The following is a 24,474-nucleotide window of genomic DNA, read 5'->3' on the forward strand; positions in this document are numbered from 1 at the left end:
TTCTAAATACAAATAAATTATAGGCATCTAACCCGTCCTCACGTCATACTCACGACGACAAGCGTCTAAGGTAGGTTTAAGTTAGGTTTTTACCCACAGCACAACCGAGTGCCTCCGTTGATAATGGTTAGGAGGCATCACCAAGTTTTTATTTAAAAAATACCAAATATTTTTTTACGGCGAATTTGCTCTGGATCTTCTTTATAAATTGCTTTTCCGCTAATTAATAAGTATGGATTCTCTTTTAGCTCGCTCATAACATTCATTCCAAATTCTTTCTCAATTAGTTCATAGCTTTCTGCTAGATGGAATCCTCTTGAAGTTGTGTTGTGTGCATCCGATGCGACCATGTGTGTTAAATTATGTTCAACAAGCTGTAGTGAAAATTTTTTGATTTTCTTACCGAACTTTCCTAGTAAGCTACCTGCCGTTACTTGAGTAAGCGCACCTTTATTTACAAGATTATACAACTTATCTGGCTGCTCAATTAACTCCGCATTACGTTCAGGATGAACGATAATTGGAATCATTCCTTTTACACGTAGTTCATATAATAGTTGTTCTGCATAACGAGGTACATGATTCGACGGGAATTCAATTAGAATATATTTATTTGTCTCATTTAAAGTAACGATTTTACCAGATTCGTAGTCTTCTAATAAATCACCGTATAACCTGACCTCTTGCCCTGGTAAAACTTTCAATGGGATTTCATTTTGTTGCAATTCATCATTTAATTGCTTCACTTGATGAATAATGGAAGTACGCTCATTTACATATTTTCCATTTTGATGATGTGGTGTTGCGACAATTGTATGTATCCCTTCTGCCACAGCTTGTTGTGCCATCGCTAAGCTGTCTGTTACTGTTTGTGCACCATCATCGATACCAGATAGAATGTGACAATGTAAATCAATCATTTATTTCATCCTCCCTCTCTTATAGAAATCTTTTTTCCCTTGAATATGAGGGATATCTCATATTCAAGGGAAAAAAGGAGATATGTTCTTCCCATATCTCACTCTTTTAATTAATTTGCACCGTAGTAATAATATAAGTTTTGTTCACGTTCGCGATCATTCAGAACAACGCCTAACAATTTACCTTTAGCTGACTCTAACAATCCTTTTGCTTTTACCGCCGTTTCTTTTTCTGTCGATTCACTACGAACGACGAGAATAGAAGCATCACATACATTTGCCATAATTTGCGCATCTGTAACAGCTAAAATTGGTGGTAAATCAAAAATGACCAAATCGAACATACTGTATGCTTGTGCAAGAAGCTCTTGCATCGATTTTGAACCTAGTAACTCTGCCGGATTTGGTGGAATTGGACCACAAGCTAAAAAGTGCAGATTATCAATTGATGTCGCTTGTACACATTTCTCTAAACGTTCACTATGTGTTAATACGTTCGTCAATCCGAAAATATTATCTACTTGAAACATTTGATGCATCGCTGGTTTACGCATATCTGCATCGATTAATAATACTTTCTTTCCTTGTTGGGCAAACACAACTGCCATGTTCGCTGTCGTCGTTGTTTTCCCTTCACTTGGGTTCGCAGATGTTACCATTAACGAATGTAAATTCATATCAACAGCTGCAAATTCGATATTCGTTCGAATATTACGATATTGTTCTGAAATTGGTGATTTCGGTTGTTGATGAGCAATTAATTGACGACGTTGACGATGATTTTTTTTCTTATTAAATAAATTAAGAGCCAATTTTTTGTCCCCTCACTTTTCTTGATGATGGAGCGTGTGATTTCACACTTGTTGTTTCTTCATCCATACGAGCTACAATACCTAACACTGGTAAACCAAGTAAGTTTTCTACATCTTCTTCTTTTTTCACTGTGTTATCTAAGTATTCTAGTAAGAATGCAAGACCAATTGAAGCCATTAAACCAATAACGAAAATGATTGCTACATTTAACATTGGGCGTGGTTTAATTGGAGATTGATTTTCTGCCACTTCTGCTTTCGATAATATGGTTACGTTATCAACACTCATAATCTTTGCAACTTCACCTTTAAATACATCTGCAGTTGCATTTGCGATATCACGAGCCACTTTTGGGTTTTTATCCTCAACTGTAACAGAAATAACTTGTGAATCTTTTTCATTAGCTACATTAATTTTTTCTGTTAAAGCTTGTGCTGTCATATTTAATTTTAATTTTTCATTTACTTGATCTAAGATTACCGGACTTTTAATAATAACCTTATATGTATTCGTTAATTGAATATTCGTTTGAACTTCACCAGCTTGAATCATTGTCCCATCTTGCTTCTTCTGGTTCACAAGAATTTGCGTCGAAGATTGATAGATTGGTGTCATAAAGAAGAAGCTAATGATAGCACTTACTATAGCGGCACCAAAGGCGATTACGAGGATCATTGCTAAACGTTTTCTTAAAATATGAAATAACTCTTTCAAACTAATTGTTTCTTCCATAAGTTCCTCCAACTTTCTAAAATTTGCACATAAGAAAAATTATAACATATAAATCTTACATTTTTTATTTTGAATAATTTAGTTCTACATTTTATTCGCATCAAGCAAATATAATCTTACAAAATAATCTTAAATATGACAACACATTCCAACGAATTCCCAAAATTTCCATTATATCATTCTTTTTATATAAATCAATAAAAAAATTTTATAAAAATTCAAAAAAGCCGACAAATTATTTATCAGCTTTAAAATTTATTATTCTATACACTATTTTTTAATAGTATCCATATTGTTCCTTTTCTTCTCTTTTATCGTTTAAAACGACACCAAGTAATTTACCGGACGCTTTGTCTAATATTTGCTTCGCTTTTACGATTTTGTCTTTTTCTGTTTTTTCACTGCGTACGACAAGTACGATTCCATCGCATTTGTTCGCTAATATTTGTGCATCGGTAACCGCAAGAACTGGTGGTGTGTCGATTAGAATAATATCAAACATGTTATATGCTTCTAGCAATAGCTCGTCCATTATCCGGCTACCTAATAGTTCAGCTGGATTTGGCGGGATTGGACCCGCTGCCATTAAGTATACGTTCTCTATATCTGTTTTTTGAATACATTGTACTAATTTCGCTTGTCCTGATAATAGGTTCGTTAACCCATTTGAGTTGTGAATGGCAAATAAATTTTGAATTGTCGGCTTACGTAAGTCCGCTCCGATTAATAAAACTTTCTTTCCTTGTTGACCGAAAACAACTGCTAAATTGGCGATTGTCGTTGTTTTTCCGTCACCTGGATCTGCTGAGGTAACAATAATAGAACGAACGTGACTATCTACAGATGTAAATTCAATATTTGTACGAATGTTACGATATTGCTCTGCAACACGTGATTTAGGCTCTTTATGTGTAATTAATTGTCGTAATGGTTTTCTTTTTTTTCTCCCGAACATGTTATGATCTCCTTTTTCAGAATACGTCATTTTCCCCTTGTTCTCTTTTATGCTCGATATGCTACGCCAATTTTTCATTTACTTCTACCGTTAAATTTCTCCATTACTTTCCTCTACTCTTCATCATAACGAATCAGAATAACCTTTGTCCCATCCCACACCTTCTATAATGTGACAACGACTTCTCTATTTTTATCGCGTTATCTTTTATCTTAATTTCAAGATATTTATAGCGTCATTATATATGAACTTCCATTCATTTACAATAAAGAATCTGATTACTCTGTATTTTAATATTTCGAACCAAAAATACATTAATTAAAAAAATTCTTCTGCATGTTACAGAAGAATTTTTTTAATTAACATCTATTCTTTTTTATCACCAATCGCAAATGTAATTTCAGCTTCACATGCAACTTCACCGTCTACTGTTGCGATTGCTTTTCCTTTTCCGATTGGGCCACGTACACGTGTCATTTCAACTTCTAAGCGAAGTTGATCACCTGGGCGTACTTGTTTTTTGAAACGACAATTGTCGATACCTGCGAAGAAAGCAAGTCTTCCGCGGTTTTCTTCTTTCTTTAATACCGCAACTGCTCCGACTTGTGCTAATGCTTCTACAATAAGTACACCGGGCATAACTGCATAGTCAGGAAAGTGCCCGTTAAAGAATTCTTCGTTTGCAGATACATTTTTAATTCCAACTGCTCTTTTTCCTTCATCTACTTCTAATATTTTATCAACAAGTAAAAATGGATAGCGGTGAGGAATGATTTCTTTAATTTGTTCTATATTTAGCATATAACAATCGCCCCTTTTGTAATATTGGTCTTACCACTTGGACATATTGTTTATTATCCCATTTTGTTTATTGTTTGTCATTATAAAGTGAAACTTTAATCAGTGGGCGCCATTTCCCACTGATTATTAGTTGAACCAATCGGGCTTTTACGGGCAGTCGACCTCCGCCCTAACTCTCTTGTATTCGCGAAATTTTGAGGCGGGAGTCTTACTGCCCGTTAATGCGGGGTAAAGTGAAACTTTCATATCTTTTCAGCCTTATATATAAAAAAATGCACACACTCTATTCCATTAAAATAGTCGCATATTCCAGCAACTGACACGGAGGTAGAAAAGAGTGTATGCCCAAATTAGGGAAAGGCAATATGTATTTGAACATTATTTGCCTTAATGTCGTATTCGACTCATTATATTATAAACGTTTTCAAATAAGGAAATATTAAATTTAACCATATATATGAATATTTTACCTGTTTTCTTCATTTTTCTTTATTTTTCTTCTATTTTCTCAATAAATCAAAATAAAATAAAAAAATACAAGAATACAAAAACAAAAAAAGAACTACGGTTAACACCTTAGTTCTCCTCATCTTCCCGCTATTTGTGAGCTAATAATAAGTGGGGAGTGCCCCCCACTTATTAAAGTTTCACTTTATCGTAAAGCACGCTTTGGTAATTTATCAATATTCTCTAACATAATACCTGTACCAACCGCAACACATTGCATTGGGTTTTCAGCAATTAATACTGGTACTTTTAGTTCTTCTGCTAGAAGCATGTCGATACCGTGTAGTAAAGCTCCACCGCCCGTTAGAATAACACCACGGTCGATGATGTCCGCAGATAGTTCTGGTGGTGTGCGCTCTAATACGCCTTTTGCAGCTTGTACAATGATAGCCGCGTCTTCTTTTAGTGCTTCTGTAATTTCTTCAGAGCATACTGTAATTGTACGTGGTAAGCCTGTTACCATGTCACGTCCACGAATTTCAAGCTCTTCGCTACGTGCACCTGGGAATACTGTACCGACTTTAATTTTAATATTTTCTGAAGTACGTTCTCCAATTAACAGCTTATACTTACGTTTAACGTAGTTTAAGATCTCCATATCAAACTTATCGCCAGCCATTTTGATAGAGGAAGAGGTAACAATATCACCCATAGATAGTACAGCGATATCTGTTGTACCTCCACCAATATCAACAACCATGTTACCGCTTGGTTGGAAGATTTCCATACCAGCACCAACTGCGGCTACTTTTGGTTCTTCTTCTAAAAATACTGTTTTACCACCTGAACGTTCAGCAGCCTCACGAATTGCTTTCTGTTCTACTGATGTGATATTTGTTGGACAACAAATTAAAATACGAGGTTTTGAAAAGAAGCTCTTTACGTCCAATTTGTTAATGAAATACTTTAACATTGCTTCTGTAATTTCGAAATCTGCGATTACACCATCTTTAAGTGGACGAATTGCTACAATATTACCAGGCGTACGCCCCACCATACTTCTTGCTTCTTCACCTACTGCTAATACTTTACCTGTGTTACGATCAATTGCAACAACAGATGGCTCATTTAATACAATACCCTTACCTTTAACATGGATTAATACGTTAGCCGTACCTAGGTCAATTCCGATATCTCGCGCAAACATTCCCGTTTTTTCCTCCTCGATATTCAAAATCAGGTTACACCCGAATTCTTTTACACCTAATTTCTGATTTTATCATAAATTTAACAGAAACGTAATATTCGCAAAAAGAATTCTTCTGAAAAATATTACCGAATTGAAACGGAATGTTTGCAATCGCATATTTATTGACGGACCGGCTTTTCTACATCTTCTTTTCTATACTTTTGCTTTGTTGCTTCTCCGCCTCTTAAATGACGAATAGACTTATGATAATCAAGAATTTCTTTCACTTCATTTGCGAGCTCTGGATTAATTTCTGGTAGACGTTCCGTTAAATCTTTATGGACTGTACTCTTTGATACCCCAAATTCCTTTGCAATGACACGCACTGTCTTTCTTGTCTCCACGATATACTTACCAATCTTGATAGTTCTCTCTTTGATGTAATCGTGCACACCACTCGCCTCCCTAAATTGGATGTGAGAAGTGTGAAATGAGCCTCGCTGCATACGACTAAGAAGTAAGTGTGAGTGCTGTTTGTAAGCGTTAAACATTCTTGGATTTATAATGAAATGATTCACGATTTCTCACCTCAAACACTCTCTTTGCTTTGGTTTATACCATTGTATTGCCCGCACTACTGATATATGCTACATGTTCACTATTTTTGCGGACTAAGTTAAGAAAAATTACGTTTTTTTGTGAGAAATACGTTAACAGTGACTATTTTGGCGAAAAAAATGACACCTTGTATATAAGGTGTCATTCTTCTCTTTCCAACTCTTCTTCTAACAATTGATGGTGGGGAACCTCTTTCTTACCGGCAATATAATAATATAAAGTGAATAAAACAAACAATAAAATAATAGCAGTCGACAGAACAAATAAAAATGACACAGTATCCCCTCCTTTTTGTAATATATATTCGAGAATCTCGTCATTTTTCCTTGTTATTGCAACTTTTTTCTCGAAATTGAGTATTTTTATATAAAGTGAAACTTTAATCAGTGGGGGAGACCCCCACTGATTATTAGTTGAACCAATCGGGCTTTTACGGGCAGTTGCCCCTAACCTAACTTCTTGGCTTTCACTGAATTTTAAAATAGGGGTCTTACTGCCCGTTAATGCGGGGTAAAAGTAAAAAAATCAGCTCTCCTAATGAGAACTGATTTTTTCACTTGCTTATTCTTGTGAAGAAGAACTGTTAGATGATTCTGTAGAACCATTTGTTGATTTTTCTTCTTTCTTCGGTTCTTCTTTTTTATCACTAGTCGAACCGCTTGTTGATTTCTCTTCTTTTTGAGACTTGTCTTCTGTTTTATTTTCTGGTTTCGTGCTCGTTGACTTTTCTTCTTTTTGAGATTTGTCATCAGCTTTTTTACCAGAAGCATTCGTTGCTTTTGCAGCACCTGCATCAGCTTTAATTTCTGCTACTGATTTATTTAAGTAACGTTCAGGGTTCACAGCCACATTGTCTTTACGTACTTCAAAGTGAACGTGAGACCCTGCTTCTTTATTCATTGCACTTAGACCGGATTTTCCTAATACTTCACCTTGTACAACTCGTGCACCTTTTTCTACTTTCACACTGCCTAAGCTTTGATAAGAAGCTGCTACACCATTTCCGCTATCAACTGTTACAACATAACCAAGAAGTGAATCTTTTTCAGCTTTCGTAACTGTACCGCTTAAAGCAGCAGCTACATTGAATTCTTTTCCATTCTTCGCAGCAATGTCGATTCCTTTATTTGGGGAATATGTGTTGTTATAAAAGACAAGTGCTTTTTCTTGTTCCGCCTCAGTTGCTGCATCTTCATAGAATTTCTTCTGTACGACTACTTCCGCATTCGCGGCAGCTGGCATTTTCACTACTTCTGAAGATTTCGTTACTGGTACTGCTGGATCTTCCGATTGTGTATACGGCGTTGCTTGATCTTGGTTCGGAGTCTTCTTCGGATTAGCTCCTTGGAACCATAGCGCAACCATTAAAATTACCGCTGCACAAGCAATGTACAGTGCTGGAAACACCCATCTTTTTTGAAATAAATGTACTACCTTTTGCGACTTTTTATTATTTCTTCCTCGCATTCCATCATCACCTCAGCAATCATTTTGAACAATATTCACGTATCCTATACAACGTATAACTAATTACTTTTCGACAAAATCTGTAAAAATATGTATAATAATTGTAAAATTTCCGAGGAAATGATAGAAAAAAGAAAAAACTGAGCATTTCAGCTCAGTTTTTAGTCCATTTGTTTCTTTTTATATACGATTAAACATGCAATAAGTGAAATAATAAGCCACACTCCAACATTTAATACATGCCCACTAATACTACTAAACCCTGCTCCCTCTACTAAGCTGTTAATTGCTTTTTCCATATGAGATGTTGGAAGATACTCAATCATTGTCTTAATTACTTTATTTTCAACCATTGGCTCAAACTGTACAGCTAAATACATCGTCATTAATATCGGCATTCCAATTAGTGATGTTTGCGGTACAGACTCAGCTAATAACCCAATCGTTGTTCCAATTACGATAAATAGAATTGTTCCACTTAAGAAAATAAACCCTAGCAATACAAGATTGCCACTGAATTGATCTAGAATGAATAAATTCACAATACAAATACAAAGCGTCAAACATGCTGTTAATATACTTTTTCCAAGAAGAACTTCAACAGAAGAAGCTGGCGATAGCATTAAAACACGCAATGTATGTTTTTCTTTTTCTTCTGCAATTACCATTGATTGAACAAACCCTGCAACGAATAGAAAGGCCATTAAAGTAATAATACCAACTCCTGCACTCCCTTGCCCAAACCTGCTAAATATAAATGCAAATATAATTGGTAAAGATGCCATTAACAACACTTGTGAATTTGTCTTAAAATCTTGTACTTCTTTTCTAAAAATAGCTGATACACGTCTCATTGAAAATGTCATTATAGTCCCCTCCCAGTAACTTCAATAAAGATATCGCCTAGCGTTGGCTCTTGTGAATGAATCGATAGTAATTCGCCCTTTTTCATCCATTCTGAAATACGTTTTGCGCCTAATTCATCTTTTTGCACGACTTCTTTTTGTTTATCTTTTAATACGACTTGTATTTGATCCTTAGCGTATTGCAAGCGCAGGTTCTCTGGCGTATCAAGCGCTACAATTTCTCCACCGCACAGAAAGGCAATGCGGTTACAAAGCGTTTCTGCTTCGTCCATGTTGTGAGTCGTTAAGAAAATCGTCGTTCCTTCTTTATTTAAGTCTTTTAAGATTTTATGAATGTTTTGTACGTTTACTGGATCGAGTGCAGATGTTGGTTCATCTAAGAAGAGGATATCTGGTTTATGAAGGATTGCTCTAGCTAATGTAACGCGCTGCTTCATTCCTTTTGATAATTTCTTTACTGGTGTTTTTTTATCATCTAATAGATTCACTTGCGCTAGCACTTCATCGATTCGTTCTTTTTTGCAATCGTATAAGTCACAAAATAATAGTAAGTTATCATAAATGCTAAGTCTTTCGTATAATCCACTGTTGTCTGTTAAAATACCAATTCGTTTATAATCAATGCTGCTTGGCCCTGTAATATCTTTACCTAGTACCCTCACTGTTCCAACGCTATGCAGCAATTGAGAAGTTAAAATCTTTACTGTTGTCGTTTTTCCAGATCCACTCGGTCCAAGGAATCCAAAAATTTCTCCTTGCTTCACCTCAATGTTTACATTTCGAAGTGCCGTTTTTTCGTTAAAACTTTTCATTACATCTTTCATTTCAATTGCCAATGTCATCCCGTCATCCCCTTTGTTTTTCTTTTTATAGATGAAAGTCGCTTTAGCGCTTTTCGTTTGTTTGTTTCGCTTTTCTTGACTCAATCATATGAAAAACAAAGGAGTTACGCAGTAAAATACCGGTAAAAGGAGTATTTTTACCGGTGAATGAATCGTATTTTGAGCTTATTGGAGCAAATTTTATAGCCCAATCACACCTTTTAATTCATCCATTCGTCCTTTCGAAAGCGGGATTGAACTTTTTCTTTCGTCATCCAAAATTAAACTAAAACTGTTACGAGTCCAAGTAATCACTTCTCGTACTCTTTGTAAATTCACAAGGTACGAGCGATGACATCTAAAGAACCCGAATCCTGTTAATCTCGCTTCTAGTTCACTTAATGTTAATGCACATACGAAATCACCTTCACGCACATGAATATGTGTCACTCCGTTTTGCGTTTCAATGAAATGAATTTCCATCGGATCTAGTAAAATGATTTTATCGTTCACTTTCGCTGGAATTCTTTCAAGTTTCATCTGCGGAATCATTTGAACAACCTTTTCTTCATCAACCTCTTCAACTTCTTCTTGTTCGATTTCTATTTTCTTCACACCATCATTGTTTAATATGTATACATCTTCTGTTAACGAAAGGGCGTCCGATAGAAAGGATGACGTAATAAAAATCGCTTTTCCTTTCTCTTTCATTGCCATAATTGCTTTTCGAATAATAATCGTGCTCTCTGTATCTACATTTTGCTCTGGCTCTTCCAAAATAACTAAATCCGGATTATGAATCATAACTCGTCCGATATGAAGGCGACGTTTCTCTGAAAATGATAATTTTTCTATTTTAACGTTTAATTTATCTAAGAGGCCGACAAATTGTACTACTTCTTCTATACTCACATTTGATTCATACAGCCCTAATAAAAACTTGTAGTATTCCTTTACCTTCAGACGTTCGTACGCTTCATCTTTCAAAAAACAAAAGCCGATGCGAGAATAATTTCTCTTTCCAATCGATTCTCCCTCAAATAGCACGTTGCCAGTTGAAGCTTCTTCCTCACCAATAATAATGCGGTGCAATACTTTAGCTGTATGGTTATTACATTGCAAAACAACACATTGCCCCTTCTCAACCTTCAGTTCAACTGCCGGTAACTGATTCGTCTTCCCTAACTGTTTCAACTCCAATAACGCCATTCTGTCTCCCCCAAATGTTTTTATCTTATTATACCAAACAATTAATGGAAAATTTTGATATTTTATGAAGTGTTATAAAAAGAAGGCTATCCAAATGAATGGATAGTCTCCTTCTCTAGTTTTGCTCTACCATATACGTCTTGGGCTGATCACGCAGCGCTCTCTTTAAGAATTTCCCTACAGATGTTTTCGGAACTTTATTTACAAATAAAATATCTTCTGGCATCCACCATTTCGGAAACTCTGCTTCTAGTAAAACATACAACTCTTCTCTTTCTACTACTTGCCCCTCTTTTAATACGATACAAGCAACGGAACGTTCTTGCCATTTTTCATGCGGCACCGCCACAACAGATGCTTCTAACACTTTATCGTGCGACATTAAAGCATTTTCTAAATCTACGGAAGAAATCCATTCGCCTCCACTTTTAATTAAGTCTTTCGTCCGATCAGCAATTTTAATAAACCCTTCCGAATCAACCATCACAATGTCTCCTGTATGGAGCCAACCGTCTTTCATTGATTCTTCTGTACGTTCATCCTCATAATAGCTTCCGGCGATCCATGGACCCCTTAAACAGAGTTCTGTCATCGTTGAACATTGACGATTTTTTAATATATCAATGATTCGACAAGAATAACCTCTCTACTAACAAAAGAAAACCGTCCCAACATACCTCTTGGGACGGTCTCTTTTCAGCCTACTTCTTCACCATCAACTTTCCTTCATAATCATTCATCGACTTTATTTCAACACCTTTATAATAATGAGCGACGATATCTGTATATTTCTTACCTTCCGCTGCCATGCCATTTGCTCCGTATTGGCTCATGCCAACGCCGTGACCGAATCCCTTCGTTGTAACGATGATTTTATCCCCCTCTTGCTTCCATGTGAAGTCAGAAGAGCGTAAATCTAATTTGTCACGTACATCTCTTCCGGTTAATGTTTTACCTTGAAACGCTACGTCTTTTACACGTTTTCCTTCTGTACGCCCTTTAATATCACCAATCTTTCCGTCTGCTAGTACTTTCACACCGAGACGCTTTTGAAAGTCAGCTACTGTAAAGGTTTGCTCGCTCGTAAATTTTGGAGAGGCTTGATCCCACGGACTATCTACGCTCTTTAAGTACGGATAATCATTTCCCCAATAATCAGCCGCATTTTCTGTCCGGCCATTACTCGTTGAGAAGAAGGATGCTGAAATTGGTTTGCCATCATACGTTAAAACTTGTCCTGCAGTTTTCGAAACGGCTTCTTCAATTTTCTTCAAATTATTTTCGTAGTTATTGCCCCATTGTTTCTTCAATTCTTCTTTACTTTTGTACACTTGATCTTTCACAGTATCTGTCACGTCCGCATTGTTTTTCTTACCCCCGCTTAGCATACGCTGCACCACAAATGTTCTCGCTGCTAATGCCTGCGCCTTTAGCGCCTCTATTTCAAAACTGGCATTCATCTCAGAAGCTACTACACCGGTCACATACTCCTCCATAGGTAATGTATCTACCTTCTTCTGTTTCTCGCGATATACAGCCACTTGAACCGCTGTATCCACTTTCCCTGGAGCTGGTATACTTTCTATCGCTGGAGGAGTTTTAGAAGCTGCTTCTTCCCCTACCTTTGCTTTCGCAAACGGAATAACAAGAGCAGCAGGTACAATGATAACGAGCGCTATTAGGAGCGCTACTGTGATGAAAAGTGGCTTTGAAAATTTCATCTTATTTCCCCCAATATCCAAAAGCTTTACTCCATTCATTCTTATGGAACAACTCTTTCTTTTAGAACATACTTAAGGGGAACCAGCTAAAACGAAAATTTTCTAAATATTTTTACTGGTACGTGCATAAGTATAGAATTTATTGACTATAACAGTAATAACCCCAAAAAAAATAGCCCCTACGTCAAAAGACGTAGAGACTATTTCAATTAAGCGTGAAGATCAGAAACTTCTTGTTCTTTCACTTCTTCTACTTTTTCGTTTACACGTTCAATAGTTGCACCTAATGCAGCTAATTTCTTATGGAAATCTACATAACCACGGTCAAGATGCTTTAACTCAGTTACACGAGTATAACCTTCAGATACTAAACCAGCTAAGATTAATGCAGCAGCAGCACGTAAGTCAGTTGCGCCTACTTCAGCACCTTGTAAGCTGTTTGGACCGTTCATAATAACAGAACGACCTTCGATTTTAATATCAGCATTCATACGACGGAATTCTTCAACGTGCATAAAGCGGTTTTCGAATACCGTTTCTGTAATCATACTTGTTCCATCAGCTTGTAGTAATAATGCCATCATTTGTGATTGCATGTCTGTTGGGAAACCTGGGTGAGGCATAGTTTTAATATCAACCGCTTTTAACTTATCTGGGCCGATAACACGTACACCTTCATTTTCCTCAATAACTTTAACACCCATTTCTTCCATTTTCGCTGTAATTGAGCGTAGGTGTTCAGGTACAGCATTTTCAATTAAGATGTCTCCACCAGTAATTGCCGCTGCAACCATGAATGTTCCCGCTTCAATACGGTCAGGAATAATAGAGTGGTTTCCACCATATAATTTATCAACGCCTTCGATACGAATCGTTCCAGTTCCAGCTCCGCGTACTTTCGCTCCCATCGCATTTAAGAAGTTAGCTAAGTCAACGATTTCTGGTTCTTTCGCTGCGTTTTCAAGGATTGTTGTCCCTTTTGCTAATGTAGCTGCAGACATAATGTTTTCTGTCGCGCCCACGCTTGGGAAGTCTAAATAAATTTTAGCTCCTTTTAGTTCTCCCTCAACGTATGCCTCAACAAAACCATTACCAACCTGTACTTTTGCTCCCATTGCTTCGAAGCCTTTTAAATGTTGGTCAATTGGACGTGAACCAATTGCACATCCACCAGGAAGTGCAATACGAGCACGACCGTTACGTGCAAGTAATGGTCCCATTACTTGAACAGATGCACGCATTTTACGTACATATTCAAATGGTGCTTCGATGTTTAGTTCTTTAGAAGCATCGATTGTTACTTGGTTATTTTCAAATACGACTTCAGCATTTAAATGACGTAATACCTCATTAATTGTGTATACATCAGACAAAACTGGTACTTCAGATAGTACATTCTTTCCATCACTCGCTAATAGGGCTGCAGCGATTATAGGTAATACAGCATTTTTTGCGCCCTCAACACGCACTGTGCCGTTTAACCGCTTTCCGCCACGGACGATGATCTTTTCCAAATTATTCCCCTCCGTGTCCTTTTTTCAGTATCTATTCACTCAATACTCAGAAGTTATGATCGGTGTGCCAACCACAATTGTATCTTTGTTGTCTGTAGAACGTATTGCTATTTGCACATTTATTTTCTCTCTATTTGTTGAAAGAGCGTCATCCCACTTTTTATTGTATGCGGAGACTGACACAAATGCTCTTTCTTCTATCTGTTCGATCGCTCTTGCTGAAAGATCTTTCAAAACCTGATTGGTTTTATTTTGCAAAACACCTTCAATCTTATCATTCAGTACACCTTGAACACAAGTGTAAATTATAGGTTTTTCACTAAAAATTTTATTTGTTTTCTGAATGTACTTCGGGTCCCATTTCGCCCCGCTTACTTCAAAAATAATGAAAGTGTTTTCTTTAGTATTTTCCTTACTCCATGTTACTACTACTCGTTCTTCATAAGAAGAAAACTTTTTATAGGATGTAGCTTTATATCCATCTGGAGATTGCTCTAATTCCCACTTTTGAATATTCGCCTTGTCCTTCACATCGTTTAACAACTTTTGAAACGTATGTATATTAGAAATTGTTTTTGTTTCTCGCGCTAACCATGACCACTTCTCTACTTTAGCATCATTTTTCTCTAAAGTTGCAATCATGCTCTCCATTTTCTGTTCATCGCTGATCGGTTTCATCTCTCTATATCCAACCAAAAATAAAACAACACTTATCACAACAATAAGAATGGCTTTAAGCTTCAATTTCATCCCCTCCTATCCCCATTGTTAACGGAGATATGAGGTTCTATACACTTACTTTACTAAATACGTTAAACTCTTTGAATAGCCTAAATAATCAAGGAAAAAGTTACTTACAGATGTCCCAATTGCAATTGTAATTAGGATGAGTAATACTCGCGTCTGCATCACCTTTCCAGGCTTCATTAAACGCTCAATGTGAATACCTTGTAAGGCCCACCACGTAATGGTAATAAACAATAAATGCGAAACAATGGCAATCAGTGCTTGTTGCCCTAAAAGATGTGCCAAAAAATCGACCCCTTTTTACCCAGCTACTACTTACGAAATACTATAAAAAACGATACCATAATAAGTAGGAGCCACACTTTTTCAAATACAAATAAGCATCTTACATTTCACATCGTAATTTGCTCTTAAAAAACGTATACCTACATGCATTTTCAATTGTAGTTCACACAAAATAAAAAGCGCAGAGCAACAACTCCACACCTTTTATTTTCACTATTGTACCACGTTCCCTAGGAAGAAGAAATCCTTCATTAATGGAAAATATTCATAAAAGAAATTGTATCCAATCATCGGCATAATCCCTAGTATTACAATCGAGATTGCACAAAGGCTCATAACAACCTTTATATTGAACGGCAAACGAATTTTCTCTTCCACTTCTCCCGTCCGGAAAAACATTTGCTGTAGAATACGGAAATAATATACGAATGAAATGACTGTCGTTCCCATCATAATAGAAGCTAGTACGTAATGAGCTGGCTCTACATGCAGTGCACCTAAAAAGATGTTAATTTTCCCAATGAAACCAGCTGTTCCTGGTATCCCGGCCAACGATAGAATAAAAATCGTCATCACTATCGCCGTAAATGGTGACCTTTTATATAATCCGGTGAAAATGGTAATGTTTTCTTTGTCGCTTTGTAAGATTAAGCCGTGGATAATTGCAAACGCGCCTATATTCATAAGCATATACGCAAGCATGTAAAACCACATGCTATCCATCGTAAATGGTGATAATGCTACAAGCGGAACGAGTAAATACCCCGCATGTGCGATTCCCGAATAGGCAAATAGGCGTTTTACGTTATATTGCTTTAACGCTACTACATTTCCAATAATCATCGTAATACTAGCTAGCACAGCGATATATATGCTCATACGCCCGTATAAAGATTGCATGTCTCCTTGCACCGATACACTTGCAAAAACCATGAGAAACAGACGAATAATGAGTAAGAACCCCGCAATTTTAGAAATTGTTCCAAGAAAAGCAGTAACAGGTGTAGCAGCCCCTTCATATACATCAGGTGCCCACATATGAAACGGCACTGTTGCAATTTTGAATGAGAGCCCAACGAGCAATAATAGAAATGCGAGAGCTAACAATAACTGAATACCACCAGCAAGCTCCCCTGCGAATACTTTTTGCATATCCACGATGTTTGTCGACCCCGTAATGCCGTATAAATAACTCATTCCAAAGAGTGTGATTGCTGTTCCAATTCCTCCATTAATGACATATTTCATGGCTGCCTCATTCGATGCACGGTTCTTTTTTCGTATTCCTACTAAAATATACGAAGAAAGTGAAAGCAATTCTAAACCGACGAAAAGTGTAATGAAGTCGACACTAGAAGCCATAAACATAGCCCCAAGAAGTGCCATTAAAAATAAGTAATAATATTCTCCCTTATCTTCAATTGGATTCTTCTTATCATCGCTCATTGCCATGCATAAGATGAGGGCCGCTCCGCCTAACAACAACGTTTTGAACCCTTTTGAAAACCCATCTAGCACAAACGATCCGTTTAAAATATCTCCTGTGGGTTCACCGTATAGCGTAACTAACGACACGATTGCTAATATGACGGCTGCGATTGCACTAAGCGCTACATATCTATGGTTCAGCTTAAAAAACAAATCACATATGGAAAGAAGGATGGCAGCTCCGAGAATTATGAATTCTGGCACCATGAGATGCCATGACAAGCTAAGTAACGTATTCATATCCATCCTACTTCACCCCCAATGTTTTCAATGTATTTTGAAGCGGATCCCCGAGTATTTCTGGCATTACTCCAATTGCAATAATGCAGAAAATAAGTAGCAATATAGGGACATACTCCCATCCGTGTATATCAGCTTTCGCTTCCCACTCTTTCTTACCAAATGTCACTTGAAGTGTTGCCCTTAATACGTATACAGCAGTTAAAATGATGCCAAGTACACCGACTGCAGCAATGATTGGCTCCCCTTGGAATAAACCGAGAAAGGCAAGAAACTCGCTAACAAATCCAGACATTCCTGGCAATCCAAGCGATGCCATTCCTCCCGCTAAGAAGAAACCACTAAGTACCGGGACACTTTTTGCGAGTCCGCCAAGCGCTGTAATGTCCGAAGTTCCAAAGCGCTGTTCTATAACGCCAAGTAAGAAGAAGAGTAAGGCTGCAATTAAACCGTGAGAGACAACTTGGAATAGTGCCCCTTGTGTACCTGGTGCATTTAACGCCGCAAGGCCCATTAATACGATGCCCATATGCGAAATACTAGAGTAAGCAAGCACCTTCCGAAAGTCCGTTTGAATGAGCGCTAAGAATGCTCCGTACAATAAATTGATGACTCCTAAAATCGCAATAAGCGTTGCAAACTCGCGAAAGTATTCCGGGAATAGCCCCTTTCCGAAACGAATCATACCGTATGCTCCAATCTTCAGTAAAACGCCCGCATGAAGCATAACTACAGCCGGATGCGCTTCAACATGCACATTAACCATCCAGCGATGTAATGGGAAAACGGGTAGTTTAATCGCGAAAGCAATCATTATGGCAAGAAACAAACCGAACTGTAAGCTGCTTGAGACAGCCATTCCTCCCCCAGCACCTACACTCGTTAATATTTCTTTCAGCTCCGTAATATTTGTTGTACCTGTTTTTGCAAATAAAACTGAGAAAACGATGAGTAAAATAGCGGAGCCAATACCGTTATATATTAAATAACTATAAGCGGCCTTTTCACTCGACAATTTCCCCCACTTCCCAATTAATAAAAACATTGGCGGCAATGTAATTTCAAAGAAGATAAAGAACAACATTAAATTTTGAGCAGCGAAGACGCCGAGCATCCCTATTTCTAGCATGAGTAGCAGCATATAAAAGGCTTTTAAGTTCCTTTTAATAGTAAATGCCGCAATTGCTGCAAGCATCGCTAGAAGGGCTGTCAGCACCATCATAACGAGTGAAAAACCATCAATGCCGAGCTCGTAATAAATGGAAAACCATCTTTTATCCACCGCTGCAAAATCCCCAAATTTAATCCATTTCACTTTTTCATCGAATAGCGACAAACTCTTTCCAGAAGCATATGTACAAGCGAGGACGATAGCGATTCCAAATGGAAGCGCCGTCCCAAATAAACCGAGCGCTCGCACTGTACGCGATTCTTTTTTTGGCGTTAATACAAGTAAGAGAATTCCTAAAAGCGGGGAAAAAATGAAGAACGTTAATAACAAATCATTCATCGTAAATCCCCTCCCGTATAGAGCAAAATAATGACGAGTACCGCAAGCGAAACAGCTGTTATAGTGCCGTACACTTGTACATTTCCGTTTTGAAGTCTAGAACCGAGTCCGCTTATCCCTTTAACTAGACTCCCTATTAAAACGGCAATTCCTTCGACTACATACACCTCAAATAAGCGAAGCACATGAGCGATTCCTTTCGTAATAGGAAGCACCGTTATATTGTATAGTTCATCCACATAATATTTTTCTTTCAAAAGGTTATAAAGAGGTGTTCCCTCGCCCCCAGCCCAATCTCTAGAAATAGATTTCTTGCCATATATGAAATATGCAAGAGCAATCCCAGCCAATGAAACGAGCGTCGCAACAATCATAATCCAAGCTGGTCCATGTGCTTCTCGCGCTTTAAATGCTACATCTTTCGTAAGCCAATCCCCGAGAAACGTCCCAAACCACGGTGTATTCATATAACCCGCCACTACCGCGAGGACGCCGAGGACGATCATCGGATACGTCATAATGCGGGGCGATTCCTGCACATCTTCCTTCGTCTTCGCTTCCCCAGTAAAGACAAGGAAGTATAGCCGGAACATGTAGAACGCTGTTAAGAATGCTGCAATTACTGCTAAGATGAATAAAAAGTAATTGCCGTTCATCCAAGCCGCCGCTAAAATTTCATCTTTACTAAAGAAACCGGAAAGGAGTGGCACACCACTAATTGCAAGAGTACCGATTAAAAATAGTGCACCCGTTACTTTCATCTTCTTCTGTAAACCGCCCATTTTATTAATGTTTTGCGTATGCACTGCATGAATGACACTTCCGGCCGCCAAAAATAGTAGCGCTTTAAAAAAGGCGTGTGTCGTTAAATGAAAAACCCCAGCTACATAACCAGCAGATCCTAACGCAAGCATCATATACCCGAGCTGGCTAACTGTAGAATAAGCAAGCACTCTCTTTATATCCGTTTGTACAAGACCGATAGAAGCCGCAAAGATTGCAGTGAAGGCTCCAACGATTGCCACCGTCTGCATCGCCACCGCACTTGCTGAAAATAGTGGAAACATCGTCGCCACTAAATATACGCCAGCTGCGACCATCGTCGCCGCATGAATAAGTGCCGAAACAGGCGTCGGCCCTTCCATCGCATCTGGTAACCACGTATGAAGCGGGAACTGACCTGATTTCCCCATCGCACCGATAAAGATTAATATCGCCGTTATTGTAATCATCGTAGGGGTAAGATCCCCCGTATGAATCGCTCTAAAAATTGCGTCATATTCAAAGCTATCTGCATGCCAGAAAATTAGGATCATCCCAATAAATAAACCGACATCTCCAATACGTGTCATAATAAAAGCCTTTTTCGCAGCAGCCTTCGCTTCTTCTTTAAAGAAATAAAAACCGATGAGTAAAAATGAGCCGAGGCCCACTAACTCCCAAAATATATAAAGCTGTAATAAATTAGGTGATATAACAAGCCCGAGCATCGCAAATGTAAAGAGCCCTAAATAGGCATAAAAGGTTGGTAATCTTTCCTCACCTTTCATATAACCTTTCGAATACACATGTACAAGTAAGCTCACAAGTGTAACGATAAACAGCATTAAAGCCCCTAATGCTGTCACTTCAAAGCCAAATGATATATCAATATCTCCAGCTCTAAGCCATATCCACTTATGCTTTAATCCTACTTTCGAAAACCGTTCTATTAATACAAGTACCGCAAATATAAAGGAGAGAAAGACGAAGAAAATACTAAGTACACTGCTTCCTTCTCTAATTTTCTTCCCGAATATAAGTAATGACAAAAACGAAACAAGCGGGAAAAGCGGTATGAGCCATGCATAATCGATCATTGTTTCCTTCCCCCTTTTCGGTCACAATGCTATCCTTTGAGCGTATCCATTTCATCTACATGAACCGTCGTACGATTACGATACAAAGCAATTAAAATGGCGAGTCCTACCGCCGCCTCTGCTGCTGCTACAGCCATTGTAAACAGAGAGAAAATTTGCCCTGTTAAATTTGGGAACAAACCTAATTTACTAAACGCTACTAAATTTAAATTGGCCGCGTTAAGCATTAATTCGATACAAACTAATACAATTACCGTGTTTCGCTTCGTTAAAGCTCCAAACAAACCGATGCAAAACAAAATAATCGCAAGTGTTAAATAAGCAGAAGCTGGAACGCTACTCATTGGAATCCTCCTCTTTCTCATCCTTCTTCGCAAGTATAATCGCGCCAACAAGTGCTACAAGTAAAATAACTGAGGTTAACTCAAATGGAATAATATATTTCGAATAGAGAAGTGTACCGATTTGAAGTGTGTTTTTTTCATGGAGAGGTAAACTTCCTTGTGTGCTTTCATTTACAAAATCAATATTGTTAACAGCGAAATACATGACTGCCCCAAATGCTACAACCGCAAAGAAGATAATCCATTTTCGAAGAGTAAGACGTGATTCATTTTCTGCGTTATGTTTCGTTAACATAATGCCAAAGATCATAATAATTGTGATTGCACCAGAGTAAAGTAAAATTTGTGCAACGCCGATAAATTCGGCCGATAAAAGAAAGTACAAACCTGCGATACTAAGAAATGTCAGAACGAGAGCTAGCATCATATGCATGACTTTCGTTAAGTTCAACATAAGAATACCACCGATAATTGCAGACAAGGATAGTATAAAGAATGCTACAAACTCGCCATTCATGCTTTATTCTCCTTCCTGACGTTTTCGTCGTTTTCGTCAAGCCACTGCAAATTTTTAAATAAATCATCACGTGAATATTCCGCGAGTTCAAAGTTATTTGTCATAACAATCGCCTCTGTCGGACATACTTCTGTACATAAATCACAAAGAATACAAATTTCAAAATTAATATCATACGTGTCGATAATTTTCCCTTTTTTCGTAGGATCCGGATGTTTTTTCCCCGTTAACTGAATACAGTCTGTCGGGCAAATATTGGAGCACTGGTTACAAACTATACACTTTTCCGGATAAAACTTTTGAATACCTCGAAAACGGTCTGGCAACGGCAACGGTTGATTCGGATAATCATAAGTCACCTTCTTCTTACTCAAATTGCTTAATGTATATTTTAATCCTTTAAATAGTCCTTTCATCTCTTACTGGCACCCCCCTCATAGATTAGAAGAATAACTCCTTAATCAATGCCGTTAAGAAAATATTTGCAAGTGCAATTGGCAATAATACCTTCCAGCCAAACTCCATTAACTGGTCACCTCTTATACGCGGGAACGTAACGCGGAACCAAATTAATAGAAAGACTACACTGCTAAATTTCAAAGCAAACCATACCGATCCCGGGATAAACCCAAGGAACATGACTGGATTCCACCCGCCTAAAAAGAGCACTGTAATTAAAGATGCCATTCCGAAGAAATATACGTACTCTGAAAGCATGAAAAACGCCCAGCGAAATCCTGAGTATTCCGTATGATATCCAGAAACAAGTTCCGACTCGGCTTCTGGTAAATCAAACGGCGTCCTATTTAACTCTGCTACCGCTGCGATTAAGAAGACGACGAAACCGATTGGCTGTACGAAAATGTACCAAACATTCTCCTGCGCTGCTACGATTTCATTTAAATTTAGGCTACCAGCTAACAAAACGACGCCAATTACACTCATTACGAGTGGAATTTCATACGAAATCATTTGCGCCGCCGCACGCATCCCTCCTAAAAGGGAATATTTATTATTTGATGCCCATCCTCCAGTTACGACACCAATCGTCGTAATGCCAGAAACAGCAATGTAATATAGTAAGCCTACGCCAATATCCGCAAACTGAAATTTATCAGTAAACGGGATGACTGCAAGCACCATAAATGCTGGCGCAAATGCAATGACAGGCGCTAATATAAACAACGGTTTATCTGCCGCCTTCGGAATACTATCTTCTTTCAGTAATAGTTTTAAAACATCAGCTACCGTTTGCAGTAAACCGAACCGCCCCCCAACTTGGTTTGGACCAATCCGTCCTTGCATAAAGCCCATCACTTTCCGTTCTGCTAAAATACCGTATGTAACGAAGCCAAGGACTGCAAATAATAGAAGTACCGCTAACCCGAAAAAAATGAAGAAATTCGTCCAGCTTGAAGGTGATTGTAAGAGCGTTTCAATCATTAGCCATCAACCTCCCCAAGTACAATATCAACTCCACCTAAAATCGTAATTAAATTGGCGATGTTTTCACCTTTCAATAACTTCGGTAAAATTTGTAAATTGTAAAAAGACGGCCTGCGAAACTTCAAGCGGTACGGCTCTTTCTTTCCGTCACTAGCAATATAGCAACCAATCTCTCCTCGCGGCGATTCTATACGGACGAACGCTTCCCCTTTAGGCGCCTTAATGATTTTCGGCACTTTCGCTAGTACAGCTCCGTCTTTCGGGAACTGCTGGACAGCTTGCTCAACAATTTTTAATGACTCCTCAATCTCTTGCATGCGGCAAACGTAACGATCCCAAGCATCTCCCACACTCCCAACAGGAATATCGAAATCAAAACGATCATAAATGGAGTACGGTTCATCTTTGCGAAGATCCCAGTTTACTCCGGTACACCGCAAATTCGCTCCGCTTAAAGAATACGAAATTGCTTCTTCCGCGCTATATATACCAACGCCTTTTACACGATTTAAGAAAATCTCATTACCGCTAACGAGATCATGATAACCTGCCAATTGCTCTCGCATATACGGAACGAACTCTTCCACTTTTTCAATCCAACCGTCCGGCGCATCCCACTTTACACCCCCGACTCTCATATAGTTAAAAGTAAGCCGGGCACCGCATAATTCGTTTAATAAATTTATAATCATCTCTCGTTCACGAAACGCGTATAAAAACGGGCTGACCGCTCCTATATCAAGAAGATTTGTCCCCCACCAAACGAGGTGGCTCGCAATCCTTCCAAGCTCCATTGCAAGTACTCGCAAGTATTCAGCCCGCTCCGGGATTTCAAGCCCCATCATCGTCTCTACAGCATGACAAATGACGTAATTATTCGTCATGGCCGATAAATAGTCCATTCGATCTGTATAAGGAATAATTTGTGTATACTGTAAGCTCTCAGCAATCTTTTCGGTCCCGCGATGCAAATATCCAATAACTGGTGTAGCTTCTTTAATAATTTCCCCGTCAATCTTAATAACAAGCCTGAACACACCATGCGTACTCGGATGCTGAGGCCCTACATTCAAAAGCATTTCTTCCGTACGGATCATAAGCTACACCTCCACATCATGCGGTTCATAATCTTTCCTAAGCGGATACCCTATCCAATCATCAGGCATTAAAATACGTGATAAATTCGGATGTCCCTTAAATACAATGCCGAGCAAATCATAGGCTTCTCGTTCTGGCCAGTCCGCGCCTTTCCAAAACGCTGTTACCGATTCTACTTGCGGCTCTTCCCTATCCAGCTTCACCTTCACCGCTACTGACTGTTTCTTTCCATATGAAAATAAATGAACATACACTTCCATATGTGTCACAAAATCCGTCGCATGTAACTCTGACATATAATCAAAAGCAAGTCCCTCATGGAATCGTATTAACTCCATTACTTCATAATATTTTGAGGGCTCCACGACAAGAGTTGGCACATCTTTTGAAAGTTTATTAATGTAGGAATCTACTAATGCATCCTCTCCTACGTTTACCTTAATAACTTCAACATACTGATTTAAATACGGCTGATTCATGGATGGCTCTTCCCGCTTCGGCGCCTCTTCCTGCTTTCCTTCAACGCCCTTTGTCTTCGCCCTTGCAGCCGCAGCCGCTTTTGCCTTCGCTGCTGCAATTGCCTTCGCCTTTTCGTCCCCCGAATCCCCATCGCCTTGCGAGGCCTTTTGCTTCGCTAACGCCGCCGCTTTTGCTTTTGCGGCCGCCGCTGCCTTCGCCTTCGCTTTGACCTTTTCTTCTTCCGTTACTTCTTCTATTCCTTCTCTTTTTTGCTTCGCTAACGCCGCTGCTTTTGCTTTTGCGGCCGCTGCTGCCTTCGCCTTCGCTTTGGCCTTTTCTTCTTCCGTTACTTCTTCTATTCCTTCTCTTTTTTGCTTCGCTAACGCCGCTGCTTTTGCTTTTGCGGCC

The 24,474-nt window shown here is 38.5% G+C and carries 25 protein-coding genes and 1 pseudogene; all 26 read right to left on the bottom strand.

Annotated features, from left to right (window positions below; translation table 11 throughout):
* Nucleotides 1-152: 152 nt before the first annotated feature.
* A complete protein-coding gene (locus tag KVT31_RS14455; RefSeq protein ID WP_088098475.1) occupies nt 153-920 on the bottom strand; it encodes a tyrosine-protein phosphatase in 768 nt (255 codons plus the stop codon).
* 110 nt (nt 921-1,030) lie between these two features.
* Entirely contained in the window at nt 1,031-1,732 is a 702-nt protein-coding gene (locus tag KVT31_RS14460) for a CpsD/CapB family tyrosine-protein kinase (protein ID WP_088098476.1), read from the bottom strand.
* Nucleotides 1,722-2,465 (bottom strand): YveK family protein, encoded by a 744-nt coding sequence (locus KVT31_RS14465; protein ID WP_088098477.1) that lies wholly within the window; start codon nt 2,463-2,465, stop codon nt 1,722-1,724. The genes KVT31_RS14460 and KVT31_RS14465 overlap by 11 nt, the downstream gene beginning before the upstream one ends.
* Before the next feature lie 277 nt (nt 2,466-2,742).
* A complete protein-coding gene (locus KVT31_RS14470) occupies nt 2,743-3,420 on the bottom strand; it encodes a CpsD/CapB family tyrosine-protein kinase (RefSeq protein ID WP_088098478.1) in 678 nt (225 codons plus the stop codon).
* Nucleotides 3,421-3,786: 366 nt separating this feature from the next.
* Nucleotides 3,787-4,221: a 3-hydroxyacyl-ACP dehydratase FabZ gene (gene fabZ, locus KVT31_RS14475; RefSeq protein ID WP_000931959.1), complete on the bottom strand. Its 435-nt coding sequence runs from the start codon at nt 4,219-4,221 to the stop codon at nt 3,787-3,789.
* 652 nt (nt 4,222-4,873) lie between these two features.
* Complete coding sequence (gene mreB, locus KVT31_RS14480; RefSeq protein ID WP_000457990.1) at nt 4,874-5,875, bottom strand: rod shape-determining protein; 1,002 nt, start codon at nt 5,873-5,875, stop codon at nt 4,874-4,876.
* 161 nt (nt 5,876-6,036) lie between these two features.
* Nucleotides 6,037-6,309, bottom strand: coding sequence for a sporulation transcriptional regulator SpoIIID (gene spoIIID, locus KVT31_RS14485; RefSeq protein ID WP_000544012.1), 273 nt, complete (start codon nt 6,307-6,309; stop codon nt 6,037-6,039).
* 307 nt (nt 6,310-6,616) lie between these two features.
* Nucleotides 6,617-6,751 carry a hypothetical protein gene (locus KVT31_RS14490; protein WP_000008903.1) on the bottom strand — a complete coding sequence of 45 codons (135 nt, stop codon included), beginning with the start codon at nt 6,749-6,751 and terminating at the stop codon, nt 6,617-6,619.
* A gap of 285 nt (nt 6,752-7,036) precedes the next feature.
* Nucleotides 7,037-7,942 carry a stage II sporulation protein SpoIIQ gene (gene spoIIQ / locus KVT31_RS14495; RefSeq protein WP_064449566.1) on the bottom strand — a complete coding sequence of 302 codons (906 nt, stop codon included), beginning with the start codon at nt 7,940-7,942 and terminating at the stop codon, nt 7,037-7,039.
* A 161-nt stretch (nt 7,943-8,103) separates the two neighbouring features.
* Complete coding sequence (locus KVT31_RS14500) at nt 8,104-8,808, bottom strand: ABC transporter permease (protein ID WP_088098479.1); 705 nt, start codon at nt 8,806-8,808, stop codon at nt 8,104-8,106.
* Nucleotides 8,808-9,650: an ABC transporter ATP-binding protein gene (locus KVT31_RS14505; protein WP_088098480.1), complete on the bottom strand. Its 843-nt coding sequence runs from the start codon at nt 9,648-9,650 to the stop codon at nt 8,808-8,810. Before KVT31_RS14505 ends, KVT31_RS14500 begins: the two co-directional genes overlap by 1 nt.
* A 180-nt stretch (nt 9,651-9,830) precedes the next feature.
* Nucleotides 9,831-10,838: a LytTR family transcriptional regulator DNA-binding domain-containing protein gene (locus KVT31_RS14510; RefSeq protein WP_088098481.1), complete on the bottom strand. Its 1,008-nt coding sequence runs from the start codon at nt 10,836-10,838 to the stop codon at nt 9,831-9,833.
* Nucleotides 10,839-10,953: 115 nt separating this feature from the next.
* Nucleotides 10,954-11,430: pseudogene (locus KVT31_RS14515) on the bottom strand (AMP-binding enzyme); the annotation flags it as partial.
* A gap of 109 nt (nt 11,431-11,539) precedes the next feature.
* Nucleotides 11,540-12,559, bottom strand: coding sequence for a stage II sporulation protein D (gene spoIID, locus KVT31_RS14520; RefSeq protein WP_088098482.1), 1,020 nt, complete (start codon nt 12,557-12,559; stop codon nt 11,540-11,542).
* A gap of 209 nt (nt 12,560-12,768) precedes the next feature.
* On the bottom strand, nt 12,769-14,073 hold the full coding sequence (gene murA, locus KVT31_RS14525; protein ID WP_000411269.1) for a UDP-N-acetylglucosamine 1-carboxyvinyltransferase: 1,305 nt from the start codon (nt 14,071-14,073) through the stop codon (nt 12,769-12,771).
* 39 nt (nt 14,074-14,112) lie between these two features.
* Entirely contained in the window at nt 14,113-14,817 is a 705-nt protein-coding gene (locus KVT31_RS14530; protein ID WP_371399484.1) for a YwmB family TATA-box binding protein, read from the bottom strand.
* 51 nt (nt 14,818-14,868) lie between these two features.
* Nucleotides 14,869-15,105: a DUF1146 family protein gene (locus tag KVT31_RS14535; protein ID WP_000940742.1), complete on the bottom strand. Its 237-nt coding sequence runs from the start codon at nt 15,103-15,105 to the stop codon at nt 14,869-14,871.
* 213 nt (nt 15,106-15,318) lie between these two features.
* Nucleotides 15,319-16,833 carry an NADH-quinone oxidoreductase subunit NuoN gene (nuoN, locus tag KVT31_RS14540; RefSeq protein ID WP_226545843.1) on the bottom strand — a complete coding sequence of 505 codons (1,515 nt, stop codon included), beginning with the start codon at nt 16,831-16,833 and terminating at the stop codon, nt 15,319-15,321.
* A gap of 7 nt (nt 16,834-16,840) precedes the next feature.
* A complete protein-coding gene (locus KVT31_RS14545) occupies nt 16,841-18,343 on the bottom strand; it encodes an NADH-quinone oxidoreductase subunit M (protein WP_088098484.1) in 1,503 nt (500 codons plus the stop codon).
* Nucleotides 18,340-20,202, bottom strand: coding sequence for an NADH-quinone oxidoreductase subunit L (gene nuoL / locus KVT31_RS14550; RefSeq protein WP_088098485.1), 1,863 nt, complete (start codon nt 20,200-20,202; stop codon nt 18,340-18,342). Before nuoL ends, KVT31_RS14545 begins: the two co-directional genes overlap by 4 nt.
* Before the next feature lie 29 nt (nt 20,203-20,231).
* The gene (gene nuoK, locus KVT31_RS14555; protein WP_000100078.1) at nt 20,232-20,546 is read right to left on the bottom strand and encodes an NADH-quinone oxidoreductase subunit NuoK; all 315 of its coding nucleotides are present in this window, start codon (nt 20,544-20,546) and stop codon (nt 20,232-20,234) included.
* Complete coding sequence (locus tag KVT31_RS14560; RefSeq protein WP_088098486.1) at nt 20,539-21,063, bottom strand: NADH-quinone oxidoreductase subunit J; 525 nt, start codon at nt 21,061-21,063, stop codon at nt 20,539-20,541. The genes nuoK and KVT31_RS14560 overlap by 8 nt, the downstream gene beginning before the upstream one ends.
* Nucleotides 21,060-21,479, bottom strand: coding sequence for an NADH-quinone oxidoreductase subunit NuoI (gene nuoI, locus KVT31_RS14565; protein WP_000677191.1), 420 nt, complete (start codon nt 21,477-21,479; stop codon nt 21,060-21,062). Before nuoI ends, KVT31_RS14560 begins: the two co-directional genes overlap by 4 nt.
* Nucleotides 21,480-21,504: 25 nt before the next feature.
* On the bottom strand, nt 21,505-22,506 hold the full coding sequence (gene nuoH, locus KVT31_RS14570) for an NADH-quinone oxidoreductase subunit NuoH (protein WP_074651572.1): 1,002 nt from the start codon (nt 22,504-22,506) through the stop codon (nt 21,505-21,507).
* Complete coding sequence (gene nuoD, locus KVT31_RS14575; RefSeq protein WP_000621434.1) at nt 22,506-23,606, bottom strand: NADH-quinone oxidoreductase subunit NuoD; 1,101 nt, start codon at nt 23,604-23,606, stop codon at nt 22,506-22,508. The genes nuoH and nuoD overlap by 1 nt, the downstream gene beginning before the upstream one ends.
* Nucleotides 23,607-23,609: 3 nt before the next feature.
* On the bottom strand, nt 23,610-24,474 hold an 865-nt coding region (locus KVT31_RS14580), incomplete at its 5' end, for an NADH-quinone oxidoreductase subunit C (protein ID WP_253631345.1).

Origin of the sequence: Bacillus sp. GbtcB14, from assembly GCF_019091205.1 — a bacterium.
Classification (GTDB): Bacteria; Bacillota; Bacilli; order Bacillales; family Bacillaceae_G; genus Bacillus_A; species Bacillus_A cereus_AG.

What these genes read in the sequence shown, in the direction of transcription:
- nuoH (WP_074651572.1), bottom strand. Translation starts at nt 22,506, where the DNA reads ATGATTGAAACGCTCTTACAATCACCTTCAAGCTGGACGAATTTCTTC.
- KVT31_RS14455 (WP_088098475.1), bottom strand. Translation starts at nt 920, where the DNA reads ATGATTGATTTACATTGTCACATTCTATCTGGTATCGATGATGGTGCA.
- KVT31_RS14500 (WP_088098479.1), bottom strand. Translation starts at nt 8,808, where the DNA reads ATGACATTTTCAATGAGACGTGTATCAGCTATTTTTAGAAAAGAAGTA.
- KVT31_RS14560 (WP_088098486.1), bottom strand. Translation starts at nt 21,063, where the DNA reads ATGAATGGCGAGTTTGTAGCATTCTTTATACTATCCTTGTCTGCAATT.
- KVT31_RS14505 (WP_088098480.1), bottom strand. Translation starts at nt 9,650, where the DNA reads ATGACATTGGCAATTGAAATGAAAGATGTAATGAAAAGTTTTAACGAA.
- mreB (WP_000457990.1), bottom strand. Translation starts at nt 5,875, where the DNA reads ATGTTTGCGCGAGATATCGGAATTGACCTAGGTACGGCTAACGTATTA.
- nuoI (WP_000677191.1), bottom strand. Translation starts at nt 21,479, where the DNA reads ATGAAAGGACTATTTAAAGGATTAAAATATACATTAAGCAATTTGAGT.
- KVT31_RS14470 (WP_088098478.1), bottom strand. Translation starts at nt 3,420, where the DNA reads ATGTTCGGGAGAAAAAAAAGAAAACCATTACGACAATTAATTACACAT.
- KVT31_RS14545 (WP_088098484.1), bottom strand. Translation starts at nt 18,343, where the DNA reads ATGAATGATTTGTTATTAACGTTCTTCATTTTTTCCCCGCTTTTAGGA.
- spoIID (WP_088098482.1), bottom strand. Translation starts at nt 12,559, where the DNA reads ATGAAATTTTCAAAGCCACTTTTCATCACAGTAGCGCTCCTAATAGCG.
- fabZ (WP_000931959.1), bottom strand. Translation starts at nt 4,221, where the DNA reads ATGCTAAATATAGAACAAATTAAAGAAATCATTCCTCACCGCTATCCA.
- nuoN (WP_226545843.1), bottom strand. Translation starts at nt 16,833, where the DNA reads ATGAATACGTTACTTAGCTTGTCATGGCATCTCATGGTGCCAGAATTC.
- KVT31_RS14510 (WP_088098481.1), bottom strand. Translation starts at nt 10,838, where the DNA reads ATGGCGTTATTGGAGTTGAAACAGTTAGGGAAGACGAATCAGTTACCG.
- nuoD (WP_000621434.1), bottom strand. Translation starts at nt 23,606, where the DNA reads ATGATCCGTACGGAAGAAATGCTTTTGAATGTAGGGCCTCAGCATCCG.
- nuoK (WP_000100078.1), bottom strand. Translation starts at nt 20,546, where the DNA reads ATGAGTAGCGTTCCAGCTTCTGCTTATTTAACACTTGCGATTATTTTG.
- nuoL (WP_088098485.1), bottom strand. Translation starts at nt 20,202, where the DNA reads ATGATCGATTATGCATGGCTCATACCGCTTTTCCCGCTTGTTTCGTTT.
- spoIIQ (WP_064449566.1), bottom strand. Translation starts at nt 7,942, where the DNA reads ATGCGAGGAAGAAATAATAAAAAGTCGCAAAAGGTAGTACATTTATTT.
- KVT31_RS14465 (WP_088098477.1), bottom strand. Translation starts at nt 2,465, where the DNA reads ATGGAAGAAACAATTAGTTTGAAAGAGTTATTTCATATTTTAAGAAAA.